At 72.6% G+C, this 24,982-nt stretch carries 20 protein-coding genes; 6 read left to right on the plus strand and 14 right to left on the minus strand.

What is annotated here, in order from left to right; all coding sequences use genetic code 11:
* Positions 1-231: 231 nt before the first annotated feature.
* On the minus strand, positions 232-1,239 hold the full coding sequence (locus tag NGF19_RS25485) for a stage II sporulation protein M (RefSeq protein WP_252427741.1): 1,008 nt from the start codon (positions 1,237-1,239) through the stop codon (positions 232-234).
* Between the two features lie 121 nt (positions 1,240-1,360).
* Between NGF19_RS25485 and NGF19_RS25490 the strand changes: the two genes are divergently transcribed.
* On the plus strand, positions 1,361-2,341 hold the full coding sequence (locus tag NGF19_RS25490; RefSeq protein WP_252427742.1) for an RDD family protein: 981 nt from the start codon (positions 1,361-1,363) through the stop codon (positions 2,339-2,341).
* A 15-nt stretch (positions 2,342-2,356) separates the two neighbouring features.
* Here the strand turns inward: NGF19_RS25490 and NGF19_RS25495 are convergent, their stop codons facing one another.
* The 8 genes from NGF19_RS25495 to NGF19_RS25530 form a co-directional block, all read right to left on the minus strand.
* Entirely contained in the window at positions 2,357-2,971 is a 615-nt protein-coding gene (locus tag NGF19_RS25495) for a hypothetical protein (RefSeq protein WP_252427743.1), read from the minus strand.
* Positions 2,972-3,175: 204 nt separating this feature from the next.
* The gene (gene ahcY, locus NGF19_RS25500) at positions 3,176-4,633 is read right to left on the minus strand and encodes an adenosylhomocysteinase (RefSeq protein WP_252427744.1); all 1,458 of its coding nucleotides are present in this window, start codon (positions 4,631-4,633) and stop codon (positions 3,176-3,178) included.
* Between the two features lie 348 nt (positions 4,634-4,981).
* On the minus strand, positions 4,982-5,956 hold the full coding sequence (locus NGF19_RS25505) for a cation diffusion facilitator family transporter (RefSeq protein ID WP_252427745.1): 975 nt from the start codon (positions 5,954-5,956) through the stop codon (positions 4,982-4,984).
* A 156-nt stretch (positions 5,957-6,112) separates the two neighbouring features.
* Entirely contained in the window at positions 6,113-7,264 is a 1,152-nt protein-coding gene (gene manA / locus NGF19_RS25510; protein WP_252427747.1) for a mannose-6-phosphate isomerase, class I, read from the minus strand.
* Positions 7,265-7,367: 103 nt separating this feature from the next.
* Entirely contained in the window at positions 7,368-8,495 is a 1,128-nt protein-coding gene (locus tag NGF19_RS25515; RefSeq protein ID WP_252427749.1) for an SIS domain-containing protein, read from the minus strand.
* Between the two features lie 28 nt (positions 8,496-8,523).
* Complete coding sequence (locus NGF19_RS25520) at positions 8,524-8,694, minus strand: Trm112 family protein (RefSeq protein ID WP_252427750.1); 171 nt, start codon at positions 8,692-8,694, stop codon at positions 8,524-8,526.
* A gap of 133 nt (positions 8,695-8,827) precedes the next feature.
* Entirely contained in the window at positions 8,828-10,192 is a 1,365-nt protein-coding gene (locus NGF19_RS25525) for a phosphomannomutase/phosphoglucomutase (protein WP_252427751.1), read from the minus strand.
* Between the two features lie 243 nt (positions 10,193-10,435).
* The gene (locus NGF19_RS25530; protein ID WP_252427753.1) at positions 10,436-10,810 is read right to left on the minus strand and encodes a DUF3499 domain-containing protein; all 375 of its coding nucleotides are present in this window, start codon (positions 10,808-10,810) and stop codon (positions 10,436-10,438) included.
* A gap of 377 nt (positions 10,811-11,187) precedes the next feature.
* On the opposite strand from NGF19_RS25530, the gene NGF19_RS25535 reads away from it, so the two are divergent.
* Positions 11,188-11,634: a metallopeptidase family protein gene (locus tag NGF19_RS25535; protein ID WP_252427814.1), complete on the plus strand. Its 447-nt coding sequence runs from the start codon at positions 11,188-11,190 to the stop codon at positions 11,632-11,634.
* Between the two features lie 73 nt (positions 11,635-11,707).
* Here NGF19_RS25535 and NGF19_RS25540 read toward each other — a convergent pair whose 3' ends face one another.
* The 3 genes from NGF19_RS25540 to NGF19_RS25550 form a co-directional block, all read right to left on the minus strand.
* On the minus strand, positions 11,708-13,222 hold the full coding sequence (locus NGF19_RS25540) for a DUF5719 family protein (RefSeq protein ID WP_252427754.1): 1,515 nt from the start codon (positions 13,220-13,222) through the stop codon (positions 11,708-11,710).
* Complete coding sequence (locus NGF19_RS25545; RefSeq protein ID WP_252427756.1) at positions 13,219-16,881, minus strand: glycosyltransferase family 2 protein; 3,663 nt, start codon at positions 16,879-16,881, stop codon at positions 13,219-13,221. The genes NGF19_RS25540 and NGF19_RS25545 overlap by 4 nt, the downstream gene beginning before the upstream one ends.
* A 256-nt stretch (positions 16,882-17,137) precedes the next feature.
* Positions 17,138-17,401 carry a WhiB family transcriptional regulator gene (locus NGF19_RS25550; protein ID WP_010986447.1) on the minus strand — a complete coding sequence of 88 codons (264 nt, stop codon included), beginning with the start codon at positions 17,399-17,401 and terminating at the stop codon, positions 17,138-17,140.
* Positions 17,402-18,094: 693 nt separating this feature from the next.
* On the opposite strand from NGF19_RS25550, the gene NGF19_RS25555 reads away from it, so the two are divergent.
* From NGF19_RS25555 to NGF19_RS25570, 4 genes are all read left to right on the plus strand, one after another.
* Positions 18,095-18,625, plus strand: coding sequence for a cysteine dioxygenase (locus NGF19_RS25555; RefSeq protein WP_252427757.1), 531 nt, complete (start codon positions 18,095-18,097; stop codon positions 18,623-18,625).
* A gap of 58 nt (positions 18,626-18,683) precedes the next feature.
* Complete coding sequence (gene cofD / locus NGF19_RS25560; protein WP_252427759.1) at positions 18,684-19,643, plus strand: 2-phospho-L-lactate transferase; 960 nt, start codon at positions 18,684-18,686, stop codon at positions 19,641-19,643.
* 65 nt (positions 19,644-19,708) lie between these two features.
* Complete coding sequence (locus NGF19_RS25565) at positions 19,709-21,010, plus strand: coenzyme F420-0:L-glutamate ligase (RefSeq protein ID WP_252427816.1); 1,302 nt, start codon at positions 19,709-19,711, stop codon at positions 21,008-21,010.
* 105 nt (positions 21,011-21,115) lie between these two features.
* Positions 21,116-22,123 carry a DNA-3-methyladenine glycosylase family protein gene (locus NGF19_RS25570; protein WP_252427760.1) on the plus strand — a complete coding sequence of 336 codons (1,008 nt, stop codon included), beginning with the start codon at positions 21,116-21,118 and terminating at the stop codon, positions 22,121-22,123.
* A gap of 55 nt (positions 22,124-22,178) precedes the next feature.
* Here NGF19_RS25570 and manB read toward each other — a convergent pair whose 3' ends face one another.
* Entirely contained in the window at positions 22,179-23,261 is a 1,083-nt protein-coding gene (gene manB / locus NGF19_RS25575; protein WP_252427761.1) for a mannose-1-phosphate guanylyltransferase, read from the minus strand.
* Between the two features lie 238 nt (positions 23,262-23,499).
* Complete coding sequence (locus tag NGF19_RS25580) at positions 23,500-24,786, minus strand: peptidoglycan recognition protein family protein (protein WP_252427763.1); 1,287 nt, start codon at positions 24,784-24,786, stop codon at positions 23,500-23,502.
* Positions 24,787-24,982: the final 196 nt, after the last annotated feature.

Here is a 24,982-nt window from a genome sequence, read left to right on the forward strand (position 1 = left end):
ATTTCTTGGGGCCGTTTGACCGGCGTCCATTTCTGAATCATCGGGGGGCTTCCTTGGAATCGATGTTCCGGAAGCGGTTAGATACTCACCGTTGCTGATCCGGGGGTCCACCCCCAGGCAACTGTTCGAATCTACCTCCCCACTCGAACCGTGTCAACGGCTCCCGTGGGGCGAAGAAGAGACTAGCAGGTCAACGCCCGGAAGCGCACATCTGACTGAGCCACTCGCGCGTCAGGCCGCCGTCGGGAGCGTGGCGCTGCGCTCCGCCGCCTCCACGTCGCCGGTGTCGCCGGCCCGTGCCGCGCGTCCGCCCAGGACATGGACGTAGACGAGGAACGCCAGCTCGGCGAGGACACCGATGCTGATCCGGGCCCAGGTCGGCAGGCCGGACGGGGTCACGAAGCCCTCGATGGCGCCCGAGACGAACAGGACCAGGGCGAGGCCGATCGCCATGCCCACCGCGGCCCGGCCCTCCTCGGCCAGGGCGGTGCGGCGGGGGCGGGGACCCGGGTCGATCAGGCTCCAGCCCAGTCGTAGCCCTGTTCCGGCGGCCACGAAGACCGCCGTCAGTTCGAGCAGTCCGTGGGGGAGGACCAGGCCCAGGAACGTGTCGAGGCGGCCTGCCGAGGACATCAGGCCGATCCCCGTCCCCAGATTGAGCATGTTGAGGAAGAGGACCAGCAGGACCGGCAGGCCCAGGAAGACGCCGAAGACCAGGCACAGCGCCGCGGCCTTGGCGTTGTTCGTCCACACCTGGGCGGCGAAGGCGGCAGCGGGGTGGCTGGAGTAGTAGGTCTCGTACTCGCCACCGGGGCGGGTCAGGTCGCGCAGTTCCCCCGGCGCCGCGATCGAGGCCTGGACCTCCGAGTGCGTGCCGATCCACCAACCTAGGAGCGCCGCCACCAGCGTGGAGAGCAGCGCGGTGGGTATCCACCAGCGGCGCGAGCGGTAGACCGCGGCCGGGAATCCGTACGTCAGGAACTGTGTGACATCGCGCCACGACGCGCGGCGTGTGCCTGTCACGGCGCTGCGCGCGCGGGCCACCAGTTGGCTCAGGTGAGCCATGAGCTGGGGGTCCGGGGAGCTGGACCGGATCACGGAGAGGTGCGTGGCGGTGCGTTGGTAGAGAGTGACCAGTTCGTCCGCCTCGGCTCCGGTGAGGCGGCGTCGGCGGCGCAGCAGAGCTTCGAGGCGGTCCCACTCGGGGCGGTGGGCGGACACGAACACGTCGAGGTCCATGGGATGGGCAGCTCCTCGTCCTCTCGCCCTGCGTGTCGGCTTGTCGTACTGCTGCGGCGCGCTGCGCCCACAGCTTGGCAGACTGACGGCCTGCGGGGTGGGCCAGGGGAAGGACGGGGACATGAGTGAGCTGGTGACGGGTGAGGCGGTGGCGCTGGAACTGCGCCCCGCGAAGCTGCCGAGCCGGGCGCTGGCCGTCATGCTCGACCTGCTGGTGACCCTCGCCGCCTACTTCGTCGTGGCGGTGGCCCTGCTGGTGTCCACGTCCGGGCTGGACGTCGCGGCTCAGGCAGCGCTGTCGATCGCGGTGTCCGTCCTGGTGCTGGTGGGCGGCCCGATCGCGGTGGAGACGCTCAGCCACGGTCGTTCGCTGGGCAAGCTGGCCTGTGGGTTGCGTGTGGTGCGGGACGACGGCGGGCCCATCCGCTTCCGGCACGCGCTGGTCCGGGGCTCGGTCGGTCTGGTCGAGATCCTGATGACCCTCGGTGTGGTCGCGTGCACCGCCTCACTGGTGTCGGCGCGGGGGCGGCGGCTCGGTGACGTGTTCGCCGGAACGCTGGTCGTACGGGAGCGGGTGCCCGCAGCGCGTACGGGCTTCGTGCCCCCGCCGCCGCCCTGGCTGTCCGGGCGGTTCTCCGAACTGGACCTCTCCGCGGTTCCGGACGGGTTGTGGCTGGCGATCCGGCAGTACCTGACCCGGATGCGACAACTGGATCCGCAGGTGGGCTGGACCATGGCGGAGCGGCTCGCCGCCGACCTGGCGGCGTGTACGGGGACGTCGGCGCCGTACGGCGTGCCACCCGCCGCGTATCTGGCGGCCGTGGTGCAGGAACGGCAGGTACGGGAAGCGCGGAAGGCGTCCGGCGTACGAGGGCGGGGCGAGGGCGTACGGGGCGGCGGTGTCGCGTACGGGCCTGCGCCGACGTCCCGGCCGAGCCCGGTGGAATCCGCTGAGGTCGGTGCGTGGGCGGCACCGGGCGCGGACGTCTCGGGCCTGTCCGGGGCGCCGGTTCGGCCTCGGACGTCCGCGCAGGCGCCCGTCGCGCCGCAGGCCGGGCCGCCCTCCGACGCGCCGATCACGGGGTTCGTGCCGCCTGCCTGATCCTCCGGGACTGCCTCACGGGAATGTCGACGGCGGTGACTCGAGGTGCTCCAGCTCCACTCCGGGCGCGGCCAGGACCACGTCCCCGGCGATGTGGACGGTGTGCCGCTCCCCTGTGTCCAGGGCTGTGACCTGGTATTCGTCCACGATCAGGGGGGCGTTGTCAGTGGCGTGTGCTTCTCTTTGGAACAGGGCCCAGGACTGGTCCACGGTGCGGGGGGCGAGGACCGGTTCCGTGAAGGAGACGAGGCGTACGCGTGTCGGGGAGGACGAGGGGGTGAGGCGCAGCAGGCGGGCGGTGGCGACGAGGAACGCCGGGGAGGTGCCGGTGAAGGCGTGGGCGCGGACCGTTCCTTCGGTGGCCCGGGTGCCGGTGGGGTCGCTGCGGACCCAGGTGACGCCGTCGAGGGCGGCGCCCCTCACCTGCCAGCCCGCGGCGTGGAGTTCGAGGCGGAGGGGACGGCCGAGTTCGTCGAGGGCGAGGTCGACGGAGCCCGCGTGATCGCCGGTGGGGGTGGTCAGTTGAGAGACATAGCGCCAGCCGGTGGGGCCGGGGGCGCACTGGAAGTGTTCGTCGGCGAGGAGGGTGTGGTCATGCGGATCGTGAAGCGAATAGCGGCCGCGGGGCATGGGGGTCCTGGGTCGTGACGGGCGGGCGGGTCCGGCCGGACCCGCCAAAGGGGCAGGCCCCCCCCACGGGGGTGCGGGGGCCTGCCTCGAGACCTGCTGCTGAGAGCGTCGGCCGCGGATACGGACGTGCTCACCGAGGGGCGGCCGGGCGGCGCGGTGCCGACAGTCTGTCGTGCTCGCGCGCGCCCCTGCGCCACGGGGTGATCAGTAGCGGTAGTGGTCCGACTTGTACGGGCCCTCGACGTCGACGCCGATGTACGCCGCCTGCTCGGGGCGGAGCTTGGTGAGCTTCACGCCGAGCGCGTCCAGGTGGAGGCGGGCGACCTTCTCGTCCAGGTGCTTGGGCAGCGTGTAGACGCCGGTCGGGTACTCGGACTGCTTGGTGAACAGCTCGATCTGGGCCAGCGTCTGGTCCGCGAAGGAGTTGGACATGACGAACGACGGGTGACCGGTGGCGTTGCCCAGGTTCAGCAGACGGCCCTCGGACAGCACGATGATCACCTTGCCGTCGGGGAAGGTCCAGGTGTGGACCTGCGGCTTGACCTCGTCCTTGACGATGCCGGGGATCTTCGCGAGGCCGGCCATGTCGATCTCGTTGTCGAAGTGGCCGATGTTGCCCACGATCGCCTGGTGCTTCATCTTGGCCATGTCGGCGGCCATGATGATGTCCTTGTTGCCGGTCGTGGTGACGAAGATGTCGGCCTTGTCGACGACCTCGTCGAGGGTCGTGACCTGGTAGCCGTCCATGGCCGCCTGCAGCGCGCAGATCGGGTCGATCTCCGTCACGATCACGCGGGCACCCTGGCCGCGCAGCGACTCAGCGCAGCCCTTGCCCACGTCGCCGTAGCCGCAGACCACCGCGGTCTTACCGCCGATGAGGACGTCGGTGGCGCGGTTGATGCCGTCGACCAGCGAGTGGCGGCAGCCGTACTTGTTGTCGAACTTCGACTTGGTGACGGCGTCGTTGACGTTGATCGCCGGGAACAGGAGGGTGCCCTCGCGCTGCATCTCGTACAGGCGGTGCACGCCGGTCGTGGTCTCCTCGGTCACGCCGCGGATCTCGGACGCGAGCTGGGTCCACTTCTGGGGGTTCTCGCCCAGGGTGCGGTGGAGCAGCTGGAGGATGACGCGGTGCTCGTCGGACTCGGCGGTCTCGACGGCGGGGACCTTGCCGTCCTTCTCGTACTGGACGCCGTTGTGGACGAGGAGGGTGGCGTCACCGCCGTCGTCCAGGATCATGTTCGGGCCGCCGGTGGGGGTGTTCGGCCAGGTCAGCGCCTGCTCCGTGCACCACCAGTACTCCTCGAGCGTCTCGCCCTTCCAGGCGAAGACGGGCACGCCCTGGGGGTCGTCGGGGGTGCCGTGCGGGCCGACGGCGATCGCGGCGGCGGCGTGGTCCTGGGTGGAGAAGATGTTGCAGGAGGCCCAGCGGACCTGCGCGCCCAGGGCCACCAGGGTCTCGATGAGTACCGCGGTCTGGACGGTCATGTGCAGGGAGCCGGTGACGCGGGCGCCGGCCAGGGGCTGTGCCTCCGCGTACTCCTTGCGGATCGCCATCAGGCCGGGCATCTCGTGCTCGGCGAGGGTGATCTCCTTGCGGCCGAACTCGGCCAGGGAGAGGTCGGCGACCTTGAAGTCCTGTCGGTTGTCGACAGTCGTCATGACGAGCTGCTCCTCGGGGGTCGGATCGAGGTGGGTAGGGCTGGTCTGCGCGACGGCGGACACCCGGTGCCCGCAAGGGCACACGCGGGTAGACGCGCGGGCGCGCAGCGCAGTCCGTCGGAGGCCCTCTCTCCCTCGGACGGCCCGTACAGGGGCCGCCCGACCGCCATCAGCAGCGACGTCTGGCTCCGTCCAAGCTACACCGGGCGGCCGTGCGCTCCCCAGTCCGCGGTCGGGACGCCCGGCGCCTCCGGCCCTTTCCGGCCGGGTTCCGGGGCCGATGGTCACCCCCGCTCGGCCTCGGGGGCGGCGCGGGCGCCGGTGGTGCGGCGGGCGGATGCGGCCTGGTCAGTGGGCGGCCGGTGCCGGTCCGCCGGGCGTCGCCTCACGGTCCGGGCCCTTGGCCGCCTCCGCCTCGCTGTAGATGTCCGGTTCCAGGTAGATCACGCGGGCTATCGGGACGGAGGCGCGGATACGGGCCTCGGCGGCGTCGATGGCCTGCGCGATCTCGGCGGCGGTGTCGTCGTGCCGGACGGCGATCTTGGCGGCGATCAGCAGCTCCTCGGGGCCGAGGTGCAGGGTGCGCATGTGGATGACGCGGGTCACCGAGTCGCCGTCGACCAGCGCGGCCTCGATCTTCTTGACCTCCTCGACGCCCGCGGACTCGCCGAGCAGCAGGGACTTGGTCTCGGCGGCGAGGACGAGGGCGATCAGGACGAGCAGCACGCCGATGCAGACGGTGCCGATGCCGTCCCAGATGCCGTCACCGGTGAGCAGCGCGAGGCCCACACCGCCGAGCGCGAGGACCAGACCGATGAGCGCGCCGAAGTCCTCCAGGAGCACGACCGGCAGCTCGGGCGCCTTGGCGCGGCGGATGTACTGCGCCCAGGAGAGCGTGCCGCGCAGTTCGTCGGCCTCCTTGATGGCCGTGCGGAACGAGAAGCCCTCGGCGAGCACCGCGAAGACGAGGACGCCCACGGGCCAGTACCAGTGCTCCACCGCGTGCGGATGCTGGATCTTCTCGATGCCCTCGTAGATCGCGAACATGCCGCCGACCGAGAACAGGACGATCGAGACGAGGAAGGCGTAGATGTAGCGCTCGCGGCCGTAGCCGAAGGGGTGCTGCGGGGTCGCCTCGCGCTGGGCGCGCTTGCCGCCGATCAGCAGCAGGAACTGGTTGCCGGAGTCGGCCAGCGAGTGGACGCCCTCGGCGAGCATCGAGGAGGAGCCGCTGAAGGCGAACGCCACGAACTTCGATGCCGCGATCGCGAGGTTGGCACCCAGTGCCGCCACGATTGCTTTGGTGCCGCCTGACGCGCTCATGTGGTCGCGTTGTCCCTTCGTTGCCGTCCCGCCCGGGAGAGCGGCGCGTACGCACGCCGTCCCGGGCTTTGCCCGCCCTTTGTCAGTGGGTCATTGTTGCAGCCGGGTCGGACGGGGGTGCCCGGACCGGTGTGATGGCCGGTGGGGCCTTGAGGGTCAGACGGCGACCGTGGCCCGGAAGAGCGTGCCGGCCCCGGACACCTCGGCCTTCTCCTCGGCCGGTACGAAGACGGACTCGCCGGGGGTGAGCTTGTGGTCCCCCGCGTGGACCGAACCGGCCGTGCACAGCAGGATCTGCGGGGTCGCGCGGGTGAGGTCGCGCGGGGCCGCGCCCTCCGCCAGGACGTAGCGGGACAGCCGGAACTCCTCGGCGGGGGTCTCGTAGACCTCCTCGCCCGCAGGCGAGGCCTCCGGGCGCAGCACGCGGGGGGCGCCCGCGTCGAAGCGGACGACGCGCAGCAGTTCGGGGACGTCGACGTGCTTGGGGGTCAGGCCGCAGCGCAGGACGTTGTCGGAGTTGGCCATGATCTCGACGCCGAGGCCGTTCAGATAGGCGTGGGGGACGCCCGCGCCGAGGAACAGGGCTTCGCCGGGGTGCAGTCGGACGTGGTTGAGCAGCAGGGCGGCGATCACTCCGGGGTCGCCGGGGCAGGCGCGGGCGATCTCGGCGTACGGGGTGTAGGCGCCGCCCAGGCGGGCGCAGGCGCCGGCCGCCTCGGTGACCGTGTCGGCCATGTCCTCGGGGTCGGCGCTCAGCACGGCGGTGAGGACCTCGCGCAGGGCGGCTTCCTCGGGCCGCGCGCGCAGCAGGTCGACGTAGGGCTCGAGGGTGTCGACGCCGAGGCCGGCGAGCAGGTCCGCGGCTTCGGCGGGCCTGCGGAAGCCGCACAGGCCGTCGAACTCGGTGAGGGCGCAGATCAGTTCGGGCTTGTGGTGGGCGTCCTTGTAGGTGCGGTGGGGTGCGTCGAGGGGGACGCCGCGGGACTCCTCGTCCTCGTAGCCCTCCCGGGCCTGGTCGCGGTCGGGGTGCACCTGGAGGGAGAGCGGGGCCCCGGCCGCCAGGAGCTTGAGCAGGAACGGCAGCCGGGGGCCGAACCGGGCCGCCGTACGGTTCCCCAGTTCGCGCTCCGGTGCCTCGTCGATCACCTCGTCGAGCGGGCCGCGCGCGGTGCGCGAGGGTGCTCCGGGGTGGGCGCCCATCCACATCTCCGCCTGGGGCTCACCGGTCGGCTCCACGCCGAGGAGCCGCGGGATGGCGGTGGTCGACCCCCAGGCGTAGGGGCGGATCGTGTTGGCGAGGCGGTCCATGGGTGTCTCTTCTCGTCACGCGCTGCTCGAGCTCTCGTCACGCGCTGCTCGAGCGGGCCCCTGGTGGCAGGGGGTGTGCCTGGCTCTCAGGCCCTCGGACAGATCATGCTCTCGAAGCGAGCGCGACGTAAACGGCGGCGAAATCCGTGATGGCGATCAGTTCCGCGAGGGTTTCCAGGTCGTCGCCCTCCTCCGGTTCGAGTTCGCTGATCGCCGTGTCGTGGCCGAGGGCGAGTTCGCGGGCGGCGGGGGCCGCGCTGAGGCCGGTGATCGGGCGGTCGCGCAGGAGGACCACGCGCGCGTGGAGGGCCTGTGCCTCCTCGACGCGGTCACGGAAGAAGTCGTCGGGGTCGGCGCCCGCGGCGAGGGCGCCGGAGAGCAGGACGCTGTGCGCGACCAGGGCCTCGGGCAGTTGCGCGGTGAGGGCGGGGCGGCCGGCCAGTTCCGCGAGCGCGGCGGCGAAGCGGCGTCCGGCCGGCGCGGCGGAGACGCCCTCGGTCCAGATCACCGGAAGGGCCTCGGCCAGCTCGGCGGCGAGGTTCTTGGCGGGGTTCGCGTAGGTCGCGATGGCCGGGCCGCAGCGCTCGGCGGCATGGTCGAGGCGGTCGGCGACCTTCGCCAGCGCCTCGGGCGGCGCGGAGAGCAGCCCGGTGCGGTCGAGAAGGGCGAGCAGCGGGGTGAGCAGGGCCCACAGGACGCCGGGCGCGGACGCGGCGAGGGGTTCCTCCTGCTCGTAGGGGGCGCTCGCCATCGGGACGAACAGGCCGTGGGAGCCGCCGACCGCGTCCGTGATCGGCGATCCGGCCGGGGCGACGGCGACGACGGTGCAGCCGCGCCGGTAGGCCTGGTCGACCAGGATCGACAGGCCGGGCTCGGTGCCGTCGGGGGTGGCGATCAGCAGGAGGTCGACGGGACCGGCCCAGCCGGGCAGCTCCCAGCGCAGGGCGCCCGGCGCGGGCGCGACACCGGTCGGACGGATCCGGACGACCGGACAGGCGGCGCCCGCGAGGGTGCCGAGCAGCTCGGCGACGCCCGCGGACGCCGTACCGGGGCCCGCGATGAGGACGGCGCGGGGGCGGCCATCGGGCTTCAGGTCGTTGATGCCCGCTTCCGCGGCATGCCGTACGGCGGTACGGACCCGGGCGCCCGCCTCGGCGGCGCCGCGCAGCAGTTGGCGGCGGTCGGCGCGCGCGAGGGCCTCGGGGTCGTCGAGCAGCGAGTCGTCCAGCATGGGTGGCAGCCTCCGAACGCCGGGTCCGTTACGCGGGGCGGCGGGCCTCGTCGACCAGCAGGACCGGGATGCCGTCCCGTACGGGGTAGGCGAGGCCGCAGCTCTGGCCGGTGCAGACCAGCTCGTCGTTCTCCTCCTTGAGGGGGGAGTGGCACGCCGGGCAGGCGAGGATCTCCAGAAGGCCGGCTTCGAGCGGCATGAATGGTCCCTTCGGGCTGGTCGCTTGGGCCAGGTCAGCGTACCGCTGTGGGGGCCTGGCGCGGGGGTCGGGCGCGGTCCGGCTCTCCCTCCGCGGGGAGGGGAGCCGTCGGCGTGCCGGGGGTGGTGGCGGGTCAGCCCCGGATGATCTCCAGCGCCTCGTCCCTGACCTTCGCCATCGTGGCCTCGTCCCTGGCCTCCGCGTTCAGCCGGAGCAGCGGTTCGGTGTTGGAGGGGCGGACGTTGAACCACCAGTCGGCGGAGGAGACGGTCAGGCCGTCCAGCTCGTCGATCTCGACGCCCGCCCGGCCCTCGAACGCCGCCTTGATCGCGGCGAGGCGGTCCCGCTGGTCGGCGACCGTGGAGTTGATCTCGCCGGAGCCCGTGTAGCGGTCGTACTCGGCCACCAGGCGTGACAGCGGGCCGTCCTGGCCGCCGAGGGCCGCGAGGACGTGGAGCGCGGCCAGCATGCCCGTGTCGGCGTTCCAGAAGTCCTTGAAGTAGTAGTGCGCGGAGTGTTCGCCGCCGAAGATCGCGCCCGTGCGCGCCATCTCGGCCTTGATGAAGGAGTGGCCCACGCGCGTACGGACCGGGGTGCCGCCGTGCTCCCGGACGACCTCGGGCACCGACCAGGACGTGATCAGGTTGTGGATGATCGCGCCCTTGCCGCCGTGCCGGGCCAGTTCGCGCGCGGCGACCAGGGCCGTGATCGCGGAGGGCGAGACCGGAGCGCCGTTCTCGTCGACCACGAAGCAGCGGTCGGCGTCGCCGTCGAAGGCGATACCGAGGTCGGCGCCCTCCTTCCGCACCCGCTCCTGGAGGTCGACGATGTTCTTCGGGTCGAGCGGGTTCGCCTCGTGGTTCGGGAACGTGCCGTCCAGTTCGAAGTACATCGGGACGAGGTCGATGGGCAGCCCGGCGAGGACGGTCGGCACGGTGTGCCCGCCCATGCCGTTGCCCGCGTCGACGACGACCTTCAGTCGGCGCAGGGCGGTCAGGTCCACCAGGGAGCGCAGGTGTGCCGCGTAGTCCTGGAGCGTGTCGCGCTGGGTGATCGTCCCAGGAGTCCGCGCCGGTTCGGGCGCGCCGGTCTCCAGCCAGCGCTCGGCCAGGGCGCGGATCTCGGCGAGCCCCGTGTCCTGGCCGACCGGGGCGGCGCCCGCGCGGCACATCTTGATGCCGTTGTACCGGGCCGGGTTGTGCGAGGCGGTGAACATCGCGCCCGGGAGGTCGAAGGCGCCCGACGCGTAGTAGAGCTGGTCGGTCGAGCACAGGCCGATCTCGGTGACGTCGACGCCGCGCGCCGCCGCGCCGCGGGCGAAGGCGCGCGACAGACCGGGGGACGAGGGCCGCATGTCGTGACCGATCACGATCGCCTGCGCGCCGGTCACCTCGGTGAAGGCCGCCCCGAAGAGTTCGGCGAGTGGCTCGTCCCACTGGTCCGGGACCACTCCGCGCACGTCGTACGCCTTCACGATCTGCGACAGATCAGCAGCCACGGACAACCCTCCTGAAGTCTCAACGATGACCCCAAACTACCTTCTGGAAGCGGCGCCCGACGGCTGCTCCTCGGCGTGAGGGAAGCGGTTCTTACCGGAATCGACCCGTCGGCCGGGCCATGCGCTTGCCAAGGGCGCCTACAAGAGCGGTGAGTTGGCCGGAGGGTGCGCAACGGGGCGGTGTGTCCGGATCGTTGGGGCGGGCCCGCTCCCGGTGTCGGCTCAACCGCCGGGCGCCGACTCTCAGTTGTCGGGTGAGCGCAGGACTCGCAGATGGCCGCGGCGGGCGACCTCCATCGGGTCCGCGGCGCGGGCGCTGCCGCCGCTCTCGGCGGCGCGCTGATGCGGACGGGCCGCCTCGCGCACGGCGTTGGCGAGTGCCTCCAGGTCGTCACCACTGGGGCGGGCGGGGGCCGAACCGTCCAGCAGGCGGACGACTTCCCAGCCGCGCGGGGCGGTCAGCCGCTCGGAGTGCTCGGCGCACAGGTCGTAGCAGTGGGGTTCGGCGTAGGTGGCGAGCGGGCCGAGGACCGCGGTCGAGTCGGCGTAGACGTACGTCAGCGTCGCGACGGCGGGTCGGCCGCAGGCGGTGCGCGAACAGCGACGTACAGGGCTCACGACGTTGGACGGTACCGCACTCTTGAGCGGGCCGCGACGACTCTCCCCCAGGTCACTCCACCGTGTCGTGCTGTGAGACGCCCCACATGCCCCTGTGGTTCCGCGTCGTTGACCTGCAGGGACACCCCTCGAAAGGGCCCTGGACAGAGCTGAATCCGGTCACCACTTGGTGCAAATCATGTCAATTCTCTGGGGGTTGGCCCTCTCTGAGTGATATGGAATCGAGCCCAAGCATGGCTGGATCGGTCATCAGGTGACATGCCCCACGTTCCCGGCACCGGGCCGTGAAAGGCCGGGACGTCCGGAGCGGTTCGGCGGGGAACGGCCCTGCGTGGAGCCGGGCGTGGGGACCCGGCGAGGACTACGCTTCGTCAGTGATGGACACGCCCGTACCGCACCCCGCCGCCCCCGGCCCCCGCCGCCGTGACCGTCACGGCCGGGGCATGCGCGGCCCTGTCGCCCCGCCCCAGGTACCGCTCGCCGCGAGCCGCGCCGAGGCGTTCGCGGACCTGGTGCAGGACTCCGTGGACCGCCTGGAGCGGCGCTGGCCGCAGCTCGCCGAGATCGACTTCCTGGTCCTCGAGGTGCCGCGGCTCGGGGGTCCCGGCGAGCGCTGGGACGAGGACGCGGTGCCCCTCGGCGGCGCTGTCCCGGCCCGTGAGGGACGGCGCGCGCAGGTGGTCGTCTACCGGCGCCCGGTCGAGCTGCGCACGAAGGGCCGCGACGAGCGTGCGGCGCTGATCCACGAGGTGGTCGTGGAGCAGGTGGCGGAGCTGCTGGGGCTCACTCCGGAGACGGTCGACCCGCGGTACGGCGAGGACTGAGGCCGCGGCCCCGCCCGGCGCGGCACGCCGGGCGGCGGGACGAGCCCCGGGCCGTCACTTCTTCAGCAGCGACTCACTTCTTCAGCAGCACCGACAGGTCCTGCTCCGTGTGCGGCACCGCGACCGTGCCCCGGTCGTCCGGGAGGGTCTGCACCGTGAACGCCGGGACGCCCCCGTCGGTCGCCTCCAGCGTGCGGGCCGCGTAGACGGGTCCTCCGGAGACGGTCTCGACGGTGAGCGCGTAGGTGCCTTCGAGGCCGCTGGGCACCAGGTCGTCCACGTTCCGCGTCGTACCGGCCTTGATCGTGTACTGCTTCGTCACCGCCGTGCCGCCCTTGCTTCCGGCGGACGCGGTGACCTTGACGGTGGCCGCGCTCTCCGGGGCGGTCAGCGCGAGCGTGGTGCCCTTGGCGGTGTTGCCGGTGACCGACGCGCGCGTGCCGACCGGCGCGGTGGCCGGGATGAACGCCGTCTCCTGGTGGTCGCCCTTGCCGCGCACCACCCGCAGCGCCGCGACCACGGGGGCCTGCGTGCCGCCGCTGGGCGTCAGGAGGAGGGAACCGGCCTCGCCGCGCGTGACGTCGCCGAGGTCCACGGTGGCGGTCATCCGGGACTTCACATGCAGGCTCTCGTTCCCCGCCGGGGTGATCCGCCCGGAGGGCGAGGCGAGGCGCACCGTGAGGTCGGCGTCCGAATCGCCCGGCGCGAAGGCGATCAGCCGGACGTCCGTGGCGTCCTTGGGGATACCGGGCAGCACGAGGGAACCGGCGGGGTCGGTGGCGGCGGCCAGCCAGTCGCCCCCCGTCTTGTCGTCAAGGGCCTGCACGGCGGCGGCGATCCGGCCGCTGCGCACGCTCACATGGAGCGTGAGGTCGTCCTCGCGTGCCTCGGTGAGCGTGGAGAGCAGGACCGGCTCGCTGGAGTGGGCCTTGACCCTGATGCCCTCCCCCATCTCCGACTTGAGGTTCCCGTCCTTGCCGTACAGCTCGATGTCGACGACCGCGGCGGCGTCGTCGGGGTTGGTCAGATGCACATAGTCGGTACGGGAGCCACCGATGGCGACGCCGGGGAACCAGAACTCGGTGTCCGCGGCGGTGCAGTTGAGACCGAGCAGCCCTCGCCCGCTGCCCGCGGTGACCCGCGTGGTCTGCTGGACCGTCCAGCCGGGCGCGAACCTGCCGGTGGCGGTGCCGATCAGCGCGGGCGTGTCGGCGCCGGAGCCGTCCCCGGTGGCCGGTGTGCCGGGCTCCTTGGGGGTCACGGTCGGCGCGCTCGACTGCTTCTTGTTCTTGTGCGTCTTGCCGCCCGTCGCCGCGTCGTCCGCCGACTGCTCGGTCGCCGCGGTCAGTTCGGCCTTGCCGGACGCGCTCGCGCCCTGCGCCTCGGGGGTGAAGGAGGTGTACGAGGTCTCCGCGAGGTCGGAGGAGCTCGGCTCGGGGCACAGCAGCCGGGTCCGCTCCACGGGCAGCCGGGCGGCCGTCTTCGCGGTGCTGTCGCCGGACGCGTCCGGGGCACTGAGCGCGGCGAATCCGGTGACGGCGCCGAGCGCGGCCGTGCCGGCGATCAGGGACAGGGTCGTGCGGTTCACTGCTGGCTCCCGTCGGGGCGCTCACGGTCGGTGCCGGGCGCCGGGTCGTACGGCGCGGCGTAACCCTGGCTGTACGTCTGGTCGTAGGGCGCCGTGTTCCCGTACGCGTACGGGTCGTACTGGCCGCCCTGGTAGGGGTCGGCCTGGTACGGCTGCTGGTCGTACCCGCCCGCCGCGTACTGCTGCTGGTCGTCCGGGTACTGCTGGCCACCGTAGGTGCCGTACTCGGTGTCCGCCGGGTAGCCCGTGGTGTCCCACTCGTCGTACGCGCGCTGCTGCGGGACGGCGGCGGGGGCGGCGGAAGCGGGGGCCTCTTCGGGGACCGGCGGCAGGCTGCCGGTGTCCTGGGCGGACTCGGCCTCGGCGGTCTCGGCCCGGTCGCGCAGGCGGCGGGCGCGGCGGCCCTCGCCGGTGGTCTCCTGCGCGGGTGCGGGCTGCTCCTCGGGGAGGTCGTCGTCGACGTCGCGGCGGCGGCCGGGCAGGGCGAGCACCACGAGGACGAGGGCGAGCGCGCCCTGCGTCCACAGCCAGATGGTGTGGCTGAACGGCGCGTCGTAGGTGACGTCCAACGTGCCGCCGGAAGCGGGGAGTCGGAAGCCCTGGGCCCAGCCGTCGACGGTGGTGCGGGTGAGCGGCTTGCCGTCCAGGGTGGCGGTCCAGCCCGCGTCGGCGGTGTCGGCGATCCGCAGGACGCGGTCCGCCGCGCCCGAGGGGATCTTGGTGTGGATCTCGACCGGGCCCGCCGCGACGGCCTCGGGTGCGGCGGAACCGGTGACGATCGCCGCGCGGGAGACCTCGCGGTTCACGCGCCACAGCGCGTTGCCGTTCTGCTGGCTGAGCCGGGTGAGGCCGGGCGTGGTGTCCAGGACGCGGGCCACCTCGCGGGGCGTGCCCTTGCGGACGAGGACGTAGCGCACGGCGAAGCCGCCGAGTTGGTCGCTCTGGTCGGCGCCGGAGCCCGCCACGAGGTTGGCGACGACCTTGTCGAGCTGCTTGTTCTCGCCGTTCTGCGCGGCCAGTTCGCCGTCGCCGAGACGCGCGCCGGAGCCGCGGACCAGGCTGTAGCCCACGCGCGCGGTGGTCTCGCCGTCCAGGACGAGGGTGCGGGCCTGGTCGGTGGTGCGGCTCTCCTCGGCGACGAACGCGGGTACCTGGACGGGGTCGCGGCGCTCCAGGGGGCCGTCCGCGCCGCGGATCATCCAGCCCGCGGCGATGAGGAAGGGTCCGGCCGCGGAGGCGAACGCGATGAGCGCGGCGACCGGCTGGCGCCAGCCGAAGTTCTGCTCGGCCACCCGCGCGCGGGCGCCGTCCGCGCCCATCATGGCGGCGGCCAGGAGCGCGATGCCGTAGACGAGGGTCGCGGGGCCCGCCCAGACGGAGCGGTTGGACAGGGCCGCGAGGGCGAAGCCCACGAGGGCGACCGTCCACGCGGTCCAGATGCCTGCCTGGCGCTGGGCGTGCAGGAGGGCGGCCAGCGCGGCGAGGACGATGCCGATGAGCATCAGTCCGTTGACGGTGCCGGGGCCTCCTGGGCTCGCGCCGAGCAGGTCGACGGCGGAGGCCGCACTCGCGCCGTATGCGAGGCCGGCCTCCTGGAAGAAGCCGAAGGGCAGCAGCGAGAGCGACCAAGGGGCGAGGATCAGCAGGGGGGTGCCGAGCTGGGCGAGGACGCGCGGCCCGTAGGCGAGGAGGTCGTTCCGGCGGACCGCGAGCAGCGCGAGACCGAGGACCAGGGCGATCGGCCACACGACGGGAGTGAACGCGGTGGCGATCGTCAGCAGGAGCGCGTACGCCCACGTCGCGCGCCAGCTGCCGCGCGTGCCCGACGGCTGTGCGAGCCCGGTCGCGGCGATGCCCGCGCGTGCGATGAGCGGCAGCAGGATCGCGAGGACCGCCGTGCCGATGTGTCCGCCGGCGAGGGCGCCGGTGGCGGCGGGCAGGAAGGCGTAGGCGACCGACGCCCACGCGCGCAGCAGCCGTGAGGTGACCAGGGGGCGCGAGGCGAAGTACGCCGTGACGCCCGCGAGCGGCACCGAGCAGACGAGCAGCACGGTGACCGCGAGCCCGGTGGAGCCGAACAGGAGGCTCGCGAACAGGGCGACGAGCGCGAGGTACGGCGGCGCGGAGTGGGTGCCGCCCGCGCCCACCGGATGCCACGCGTCGAGATAGCGCGCCCACAGCTCGGAGGAGTGGACGGGGGCGGGCAGCAGGGCGCCGCCCGCGAGGGCACCGCCGCCGAGCAGGGCGCGGCAGGCGACGAGCGAGACGAGCAGGAGGACGGCGAAGAGCACCGGGCCGGGCTTGCGGGCGATGCGCTTGAGCCGGGCGAACTGTTCGACTTCGAGGAAGTCGGCGTCGTCGCCGCCGGGGCCGGACTCGATGGCGCCGCCGTGCCGCCCGGCCGAGGAGGCCTCGGCGTCCGAGTGGCCCGTGAGGTTGCTCGCGATCTGTTCGACGGTGGCCCGGACGGTCGCTCCGGGCGGCGGGAACAGCGGGCGCATCTCGCCCTTGTCGACCTGCGGCCGGCCGCGGTTGCGCCGCCCGGCGATGATCCGCTCGGGCCGCAGCAGCGTCCCGAGCAGACCGCGGATCTCGTCGACCGCCTGCCCCGGGACCTTGCCGACGAGGTAGGCGACGGTGCGCAGCAGGGTGCCGAGCACGAGGCGGAGCAGGATCCAGGGAAGCTGTGCCGTACGGGCGTTGACGAGGAGGGTGTAGACGGCGCCCGCCTTGTCGACCTTGTGCGGGGAGGCGGCGGTGCGGCCCACGCAGTCGACGGTGCGGCGCTCGCGGGAGGACGCCTCGGCGTGCCGTACGACCGCGTCGGGGGCGACGAGGACGCGGTGCCCGGCGCTCTGGGCGCGCCAGCACAGGTCGACGTCGTCACGCATCAGGGGCAGATGCCGGTCGAACCCGCCGAGCTGTTCGAAGACGTCACGCCGGATCAGCATGCCCGCGGTGGACACGGACAGCGCCTGGCGGACGTGGTCGTGCTGACCCTGGTCCTGTTCGCGGCGGTCCAGACCGGTCCAGCGGCGGCCGGAGTTGGCGATGCTGACGCCGACCTCCAGCAGTTGCCTGCGGTCGTACCAGCCGCGGAGCTTGGGGCCGACGACGGCCACGTCGTCGCGTCCCAGCTCGAGTTCGCTCTCCACGACGCGCAGCAGGTGGGCCAGTGCGTCGGGTTCGGGGGCGCAGTCGTCGTGCAGCAGCCACAGCCAGTGCACCGGCTCGCCGTACGGCATCTCGGGCATGTCGTAGGCCTCGTCCCGCCAGGTGCGGGTGACGGGGTCCCAGCCGCTGGGGCGCTTGAGGTAGGGCAGGTCGTCCGGGGTCAGCGGGGCCGCGATGCGGCTCGCCTCCTCGACGGCCTGGCCGAAACCGGTGCGCCGGGCGAGATGCAGGACCCGGTCGTCGCCGAGCGCTTCGGTGAGCAGCCGGGCGGAGTCGTCCGCGCTGCCGGTGTCGGCCGCCACGGCGTTCTGCACCGGGCGCTCCTGGTTGAGCACCCCGGCGAGAGCGTCGGGCAGCCAGCGGGCGCCGTCGTGGGAGACGAGCACGGCGGTGACCACATGACGCGGAAACTCTGGAGGGCGGGTCGGGTCGAACGGCGTCGTGGCGGCGTCGTGTTGGACCGCCGTATGACTGTGCACGGACATCGAGGTGCGGGCCCCGGTTCGCTGGACTGCGGTGGACGCCTGTGCCCAAAGGGGGCAGCGGGGCGTCTCGGACGGAGGCCCACACTAACGGCTGGACAGGATCACGGCCCGCCGCCTGTGGACAACCCACCTGCGCCGGGCCGTTCGTTACGTAGGGGTGTACACCGTTTCATCGCTTCACCGGGCGGATCGGTCACCACGTGGACGCGGGACCGCTTCACGACGTTCCGAGCACTGCTTTCCGGCCAACGGGGCGTCAGATGGCGGCCTTCTTCAGACGGCGGCGCTCACGCTCGGACAGACCGCCCCAGATGCCGAACCGCTCGTCGTTGGCGAGGGCGTACTCGAGGCACTCCGAGCGGACCTCACAGGCGAGACAGACCTTCTTGGCCTCACGGGTGGAGCCGCCCTTCTCGGGGAAGAAGGACTCGGGGTCGGTCTGGGCGCACAGCGCGCGCTCCTGCCAGCCGAGCTCCTCGTCCGCGTCGTCGACCAGCAGTTGCTGCACCAGCTCGGTCATGTGCGCCCCTCGTCTGTCTTTCACGTCCCCGTGATGTAGCCGTTACCGATTTCGGCTGAACGACACGAGTGAAATTACAAGTGTGCCGATCCGGGCCAGTCAAGCCGAGATCTGCTATTGGGCCCCTTATTCACCCTGCGGAACCAAGGCTATGCGGAAAGTGTTCAAATCGGCATAAACCCTGACACTCCATGGGGGCCGGGAGAGCCTGCGGCCCCTCACAGGGAAGGACGCCCGCACATTCGGCCCCGTTCCGGCAGGCACCGCGAAGCGAATCGGATCACATTCGGATCACGAGATCGCAACGACGATCGGGCACCCGGTCCTGCGCCATGTGTCCCGGGAACCCCAGGGGCAAACCATCCATCCCTCAGATGAACCGGATGAGGTGAAACATCTCGCACATCCCGGACATCAAGTTGACAGCGAAGGAGTGAGCCGGTGTCCTGAAGGGCATGCTCGCGAACTCGGCCATCACCTCGACCCGCTCCGCCGGGTCCACCGGTGCTGCCCGCGCGCGCTGTAGCTGTTCCGGCTGTTGAGCCTTCTTCCCCGCTCCGGCCGCTTCTGAGTCCACCCGACTCGGCTGCCTCGCCCTCCGCCCGTACCAGGGCGCCCGCCACGCCCGTGATCCGGGCGGACGACCCGCGACATCCAGCCCCGCACTCTCCCGCCGAGGAACCACCGCACCCCATGAACAGCGACAGCGACCTCCAGATCGCCGGCGACATCCTCGAAGTACCGCACCTGCTCCAGCCGCCGCGCGACCATCCGGCCACCGTGGCCGAGTTCGCCGGGCTCGCCCGCTCCCTCGCCGCCGACCGCTCCCAGTGGGAGCACCTGGTGCGCTACGACGCGGCCTCCCGCTGGTACCACCGGCTGCGCGCCTGCCCCGGCTACGAGGTGTGGCTGCTGTCCTGGGTCCCCGGGCAGGGCAGCGGACCGCACGGCCACGGGCGCTCGTCCGGCGTACTGACCGTCCTGCACGGCGCACTCACGGAGCGCACGGAGCGCGGCACACGCGTGTGGCGCGCGGGGGCGCAGCGGGTGTTCGCACCGGGATACGTGCACGAAGTGGTGAACGACGCGCTGGAGCCGGCCGTGAGCCTGCACATCTACTACCCGGGGCTGACCGAGATGCCGACGCTCCCCCTGCACACGGCCGAGCACACCCCGGTGGCCTGCGCGGCCGAGCGCAGGGCGGCGGGGTTCGTCATCGCCTGAGGGGCGGTTGTCCACAACCTGCTCACCCGGTGTGGGTGCCGCCTGCGAGACTTCTCCCATGCGCATTGTGGTTCTGGCAGGCGGCATCGGCGGTGCCCGGTTTCTTCGCGGTCTCAAGCAGGCCGCCCCCGACGCGGACATCACGGTCATCGGCAACACCGGCGACGACATCCACCTCTTCGGGCTGAAGGTCTGCCCGGACCTCGACACGGTGATGTACACGCTCGGCGGCGGCATCAACGAGGAACAGGGCTGGGGCCGGGCGGACGAGACCTTCCACCTCAAGGAGGAGCTGGCGGCGTACGGCGTCGGTCCGGAGTGGTTCGGCCTCGGCGACCGTGACTTCGCCACGCACATCGTGCGGACGCAGATGCTGGGCGCGGGCTATCCGCTCAGCGCGGTCACCGAGGCCCTGTGCGACCGCTGGAAGCCGGGCGTCCGGCTCATCCCCATGTCGGACGACCGCGTCGAGACCCATGTCGCCGTCGAGCTGGAGGGCGAGCGCAAGGCGATCCACTTCCAGGAGTACTGGGTACGGCTGCGGGCCTCGGTCCCGGCCGAGGCGATCGTGCCGGTGGGCGCCGAGCACGCGAAGCCGGCGCCGGGCGTCCTGGAGGCGATCGCCGAGGCGGACGTCGTGCTCTTCCCGCCGTCCAACCCGGTCGTGTCCGTCGGCACGATCCTCGCGGTGCCCGGCATCCGGGAGGCTGTCGCGGAGGCCGGGGTGCCCGTCGTGGGCCTGTCCCCCATCGTCGGCGACGCGCCCGTGCGCGGGATGGCCGACAAGGTCCTCGCGGCGGTCGGCGTGGAGACGACGGCCGCGGCGGTCGCCGAGCACTACGGCTCGGGCCTGCTGGACGGCTGGCTCGTGGACACGGTGGACGCGGCGGCCGTGGAGCGCGTCGAGGCGGCGGGCATCCGCTGCCGCGCGGTGCCGCTGATGATGACGGACCTGGACGCGACCGCGCGGATGGCGCGCGAGGCGCTGACGCTGGCGGAGGAGGTGCGCGGCGCGTGAGCGGCGGACTTCCCGAACAGCGTCCCGAGCAGCAGCTCACCGACGGCGACGACGACAACGGGCGGGTGCCCGCGCCCGGTTACCGGGTGTGGGCGCTCCCCGGGCTGCCCGAGATCCGCGAGGGCGACGACCTGGCCAAGGTCATCGCCGCCGCCGAGCCGGGACTCGTCGACGGGGACGTGCTGCTCGTCACCTCCAAGATCGTGTCCAAGGCCGAGGGGCGCCTGCTGCGGGCGGACGACCGGGAGGCCGCCATCGACGCCGAGACGGTGCGCGTGGTGGCCCGGCGCGGTCCGATCAGGATCGTGGAGAACCGCCAGGGCCTGGTGATGGCCGCCGCCGGTGTCGACGCCTCCAACACCCCCGCAGGGACCGTTCTGCTGCTGCCGGAGGACCCCGACGCCTCCGCGCGGGCGCTGCGGGCGGGGCTGCGGGACATCCTCGGGGTCGAGATCGGTGTGATCGTCACCGACACCTTCGGTCGGCCCTGGCGCAACGGGCTCACCGACGTCGCCATCGGTGCCGCGGGCGTCCGCGTCCTCGACGACCTGCGCGGCGGCACGGACGCGCACGGCAACCCGCTGAGCGCGACCGTCGTGGCCACCGCCGACGAACTGGCCGCCGCCGGTGACCTGGTCAAGGGCAAGGTCGCCGGGCTGCCCGTGGCCGTCGTACGCGGGCTGCCGCGGGCGGTGACCGGGGACGACGGCGAGGGCGCCGCGGCGATGGTGCGCGCGCCCCACGAGGACATGTTCCGGCTCGGCACTTCGGAGGCGGTACGGGAGGCGGTGACCCAGCGGCGCACGGTGCGCGCGTTCACGGACGAGCCCGTCGACCCCGGTGCCGTACGGCGCGCGGTGGCCGCCGCCGTGACCGCGCCTGCGCCGCATCACACGACGCCGTGGCGGTTCGTGCTTCTGGAGTCCGAGGAGTCGCGGACGCGGCTGCTGGACGCGATGCGGGAGGCGTGGATCGCGGATCTGCGCCGGGACGGGAAGACCGAGGAGTCGATCGCCAAGCGCGTACGGCGCGGGGACGTGCTGCGCCATGCCCCGTACCTCGTCGTGCCCTGCATGGTCATGGACGGGTCCCACACCTACGGCGACGCGCGGCGGGACGCGGCCGAGCGGGAGATGTTCGTGGTCGCCACCGGGGCGGGCGTGCAGAACCTCCTGGTCGCGCTCGCCGGGGAGCGGCTCGGCTCGGCATGGGTGTCCTCGACGATGTTCTGCCGGGACGTCGTGCGCGAGGTGCTCGGACTGCCGGAGAACTGGGAGCCGATGGGCGCGGTGGCGGTGGGCCATGCGGCGGAGGAGCCGAGGCCACGTCCCGCGCGGGACGCGGACGCCTTCATCGAGGTGCGGTGACGGAGTTCAGTTCATCGGAGCGCGCGGCCTCTAGGCTCGTAAGCAGCCCCCGTATCAACCAGGACCTCATCCAGGTCGACCAGGACCTCACCTAGGACCTCATCCGTGGCCGGACGCTTCGCCCCCCGCACCCCCCGCACGACCGTGCGGGGCGGGCCTGCCGCCGTGCCCGTGCAGGTGCCGGTGCCGCGACCGGCCACGGCACCGGGACGGCGGCGGACCTGGACCCCGCCCGGCCCCCTGGACCTCGGGCTGGTGCTCGGCCCGCTGCGCCGCGGTCCCGGGGACCCGACGTTCCACGCGACCCCGGACGGGGCCGTGTGGCGGGCCAGCCGCACCCCGGCGGGCCCTGGCACCCTGCGGGTCGCGCTGCGGGGCACGGACGCCGAGGCCGAGGCGTGGGGCCCCGGAGCGGAGTGGCTGCTGGATCGACTCCCGCGGATGCTGGGCGCGTCGGACGACCCGGAGGCCTTCGAGCCACGGCATCGACTGCTCGCGCTGACCCGGCACCGGCGGCCGGGGCTGCGGCTGGTCCGGACCGGACTGGTGCTGGAGTCGCTGATCCCGAGCGTCCTGGAGCAGAAGGTCACCGCGGACGAGGCCTACCGGGCATGGCGGCTGCTCGTAGGGGCGTACGGCGAACCGGCGCCAGGACCCGCGCCGGAGCGGATGCGGGTGATGCCTACGCCGCGCACCTGGGCGCTGATCCCGTCCTGGGAGTGGCACCGGGCAGGGGTCGACGACAAGCGGGCGTCGACGATCCTACGGGCGGTACGGGTCGCCACGCGGCTGGAGCGGACGACGGAGTTGGAGCCCGCGCAAGCGCAGGCGCTCCTGGAGGCCGTGCCGGGCATCGGACCGTGGACCTCCGCGGAGACCGTGCAGCGCAGCCATGGGGCGACGGACGCCGTGACCGTGGGGGATCTGCATCTGCCGGGGATCGTCGGCTATGCGCTGGCCGGAGACCGCGACGCGGACGACGCCGTGATGCTGTCGCTGCTGGAGCCGTACACGGGGCAGCGGCACCGGGCGGCACGACTGATCCTGCTGAGCGGTCGCGTGCCGCCGCGGCGCGCGCCGCGGATGCAGCCGAGGGACATCGGACGGCTGTGAACAAGCGCAACCCTCCGAAGTACCTCCGAAGCGCCTCTGAAGTACCTCTGGAGACCTACTGGTCCGAGGAGAAGCGCACCGCCCCCGCCGGGATCTTCGCGTCGCACCAGACCCGGACCCCGTCGCGCAGTTCGTTGTCCGCGCCGACCACCGCGCCGTCGCCGATGACCGCGCCGCTGAGGACCGAGCGCTCGCCGATGCGGGAGCGGGCTCCGATCAGGGAGTCCGTGATGACCGCGCCCGGTTCCACGACCGCGCCGCTCAGCAGGGTGCTGCCGAAGATCCGGGCGCCCTCCCCCACGAACGCGCCCTCGCCGACGACCGTGCCGCCGGTCAGCTTCGCGTCCGAGGCGACCGATGCCGTCGGCAGGATCAGACGGTCGCCGCGGCGGCCGGGCACCGCGGGGGACGGGGCGCGGCCGAGGACCAGGTCCGCCGAGCCGCGGACGAAGGCCGCCGGGGTGCCGAGGTCCAGCCAGTACGTCGAGTCCACCATGCCCTGCAGATGCGCCCCGGCCGCCAGCAGGTCCGGGAACGTCTCGCGTTCCACCGAGACCGGACGGCCCGCCGGGATCGTGTCGATGACCGAGCGGCGGAAGACGTACGCCCCGGCGTTGATCTGGTCGGTGACGATCTCCTCCGGGGTCTGCGGCTTCTCCAGGAACGCCGTCACCCGGCCCGTGGCGTCCGTGGGGACCAGCCCGTAGGCCCGGGGGTCCGTCACCTTGGTGAGATGGAGCGAGACGTCCGCGCCCGTCGACTCATGGGTGCGGACCAGGGCGCGGATGTCCAGGCCCGTCAGGATGTCGCCGTTGAAGACGAGGACCGGGTCCTCGGGCCCTGAGTGGAGGCGGCTCGCCACGTTGCGCAGAGCGCCGCCGGTGCCGAGGGGCTCCTCCTCGGTGACGTACTCCAGCCGCAGGCCGAGGGACGAGCCGTCGCCGAAGTACGGTTCGAAGACCTCGGCCAGATAGGACGTGGCGAGGACGATGTGCTCCACGCCCGCGGCCCTCGCCCGCGCCAACTGATGGGTGAGGAAGGGGACCCCGGCCGCCGGAACCATCGGTTTCGGGGTGTGCACCGTGAGCGGGCGCAGCCGGGTACCCCTGCCGCCGACCAGGAGGATCGCTTCTGTCACCTGTCGTCTCTGCTTCCTGCCGGGACCGGCCGAACTGTCCATCGGCCGGCCAGTGTATGCAACCGCGTTACGAGGACTGCTGAGGGCGTTACGAGGCCCGTGAGAAGGGCGTTTGCGCGGGTCATGAGATGCGGGTCATCGATGCGGGTCATGAGAGCGGGTCATGAGAGCGGACGTCGTACGCGCCCGTACGGTCACGCCGCACCACATCCGTACAGTCGTACGACCGACACACCCCTCAGCGGCCCTGGTAGCGGGCCGCCGAGGAACGGATCGTGCCGAGCTTGCCGTACAGCAGCTTTCCCGGGCACTCCGTGCTGTACCCGTCGCGATGCCCCGAGACCACTTTCAACCGTGCGTTCTGCCCCGCCGGGAAGCGGTTACCGCCCGCGGACCTGAGGTACGTCGTACCGCGCGGATCCATGCCGTACAGGCCGAGCTTCCACGCGGCGAGCTTGGCGATGGCGTTCACCATGGCGGCCGGGGGTGTGCTGCTCTCGAAGGCGCCGATCGCGGCGATCCCCATGCTGTCGCTGTTGAACCCCATGGTGTGGGCGCCCAGGACGGCCTTGTCCACTCCGCCCGCGCGGCCTTCGTAGATGTTTCCGCACTTGTCGACGAGGAAGTTGTAGCCGATGTCCCGCCAGCCGCTGCTCACGACGTGGTAGCGGTAGATACCGCGGATGACCGAAGGGGCCTGGGAGCACTTGTAGCCGTTGCCCGTCGCCGTGTGGTGCACGAAGGCCACCTTCACCTTGCCGGTGTAGCCGAAGCCGGACTCCCGCAGGTTCTCGTCCGCGCCCCAGCCGCGCCGCGTGACGATCTTCGGGCGCGACGTGGTGTAGGGGCCCGCGCGTTGGCCGGGCGCCGCGTCCGCCGCCTCCGGTACGGCGGACGTGGCGGGGTTCGCTCGTGAGCCGGCTAAGCCCGAGCCTTCGGAGTCGCCTGCCTCGGCGGCGTCCCCGGCCTGTCGCGGGGTGTCCGCGCCGGGGTCGATCAGTTCGGCCTGCAGCCCCTCGGGGAGCGCGGGCGTACGGGTCTGGCCCTTGGCGGCCTTGTTCGCGCGCACCCGTACCTCGACGCCGTCCGAGTCGCCGACCCACAGCGGGGCCGTCGCTCCGCGCAGCCGGCTCGAACGGCCCTCCGCGCTCTGCGGGTCGGGGCCGTGCCCTTGGCCGTGCACCTCCAGCTCCTGCCAGCCGGACCACCGGGAGGTGCCGCTCTCCCGCGTGCGGACCTGGGCGCGGCCGTGTAGCTCGGCGCTCGGGTCCTTCCAGACGATGCCGATCATCGAGAAGGGGTGTACGGCCTGGGGGGACAGCCCCCATTCGGGCACCGTGTCGGGGGTGCGGGGGCGGTTGAGGGGGACGAGGCGGAGGGACTGGGTGCTGCCGGCGGCCGACCGGTCGGCCGGGGTGGGCACCGCCACCGTGGCCGGTCGGGCCGCGGCGGCCGGGAGGGCGAGCGAGAGGGCCAGTACCGTCGTGCTCGCGACGCCGATCGAGGAAGCAAGGTGTCTGCGCATGCCCCTCATCTTGGACATAGTCAGACATGTGTGTCCATTCAGGAATTGACGGCCCATCGGGTCCGCTACGCCGAACCGGTGGACCCCCTCTCCTCGCCGTTGCGCCGAACCGGTGGACCCCCTCTCCTCACCGTTGCGCCGAACCGGTGGCCCATCGCTCCCCGCCACCGCGCCCGAACCGGTGGCACCCGCTCCC

The organism is Streptomyces macrolidinus, assembly GCF_023887685.1.
Taxonomy (GTDB): Bacteria; Actinomycetota; Actinomycetes; order Streptomycetales; family Streptomycetaceae; genus Streptomyces; species Streptomyces macrolidinus.

Excerpts from the sequence above, each read along its gene's own strand:
- cofD (WP_252427759.1), top strand. The coding sequence starts at position 18,684 with ATGCGCATTGTGGTTCTGGCAGGCGGCATCGGCGGTGCCCGGTTTCTT.
- NGF19_RS25580 (WP_252427763.1), bottom strand. The coding sequence starts at position 24,786 with ATGCGCAGACACCTTGCTTCCTCGATCGGCGTCGCGAGCACGACGGTA.
- NGF19_RS25490 (WP_252427742.1), top strand. The coding sequence starts at position 1,361 with ATGAGTGAGCTGGTGACGGGTGAGGCGGTGGCGCTGGAACTGCGCCCC.
- NGF19_RS25535 (WP_252427814.1), top strand. The coding sequence starts at position 11,188 with ATGGACACGCCCGTACCGCACCCCGCCGCCCCCGGCCCCCGCCGCCGT.
- manA (WP_252427747.1), bottom strand. The coding sequence starts at position 7,264 with ATGGACCGCCTCGCCAACACGATCCGCCCCTACGCCTGGGGGTCGACC.
- ahcY (WP_252427744.1), bottom strand. The coding sequence starts at position 4,633 with ATGACGACTGTCGACAACCGACAGGACTTCAAGGTCGCCGACCTCTCC.
- NGF19_RS25485 (WP_252427741.1), bottom strand. The coding sequence starts at position 1,239 with ATGGACCTCGACGTGTTCGTGTCCGCCCACCGCCCCGAGTGGGACCGC.
- NGF19_RS25555 (WP_252427757.1), top strand. The coding sequence starts at position 18,095 with ATGAACAGCGACAGCGACCTCCAGATCGCCGGCGACATCCTCGAAGTA.
- NGF19_RS25515 (WP_252427749.1), bottom strand. The coding sequence starts at position 8,495 with ATGCTGGACGACTCGCTGCTCGACGACCCCGAGGCCCTCGCGCGCGCC.
- NGF19_RS25505 (WP_252427745.1), bottom strand. The coding sequence starts at position 5,956 with ATGAGCGCGTCAGGCGGCACCAAAGCAATCGTGGCGGCACTGGGTGCC.
- NGF19_RS25495 (WP_252427743.1), bottom strand. The coding sequence starts at position 2,971 with ATGCCCCGCGGCCGCTATTCGCTTCACGATCCGCATGACCACACCCTC.
- NGF19_RS25545 (WP_252427756.1), bottom strand. The coding sequence starts at position 16,881 with ATGTCCGTGCACAGTCATACGGCGGTCCAACACGACGCCGCCACGACG.
- NGF19_RS25520 (WP_252427750.1), bottom strand. The coding sequence starts at position 8,694 with ATGCCGCTCGAAGCCGGCCTTCTGGAGATCCTCGCCTGCCCGGCGTGC.
- NGF19_RS25550 (WP_010986447.1), bottom strand. The coding sequence starts at position 17,401 with ATGACCGAGCTGGTGCAGCAACTGCTGGTCGACGACGCGGACGAGGAG.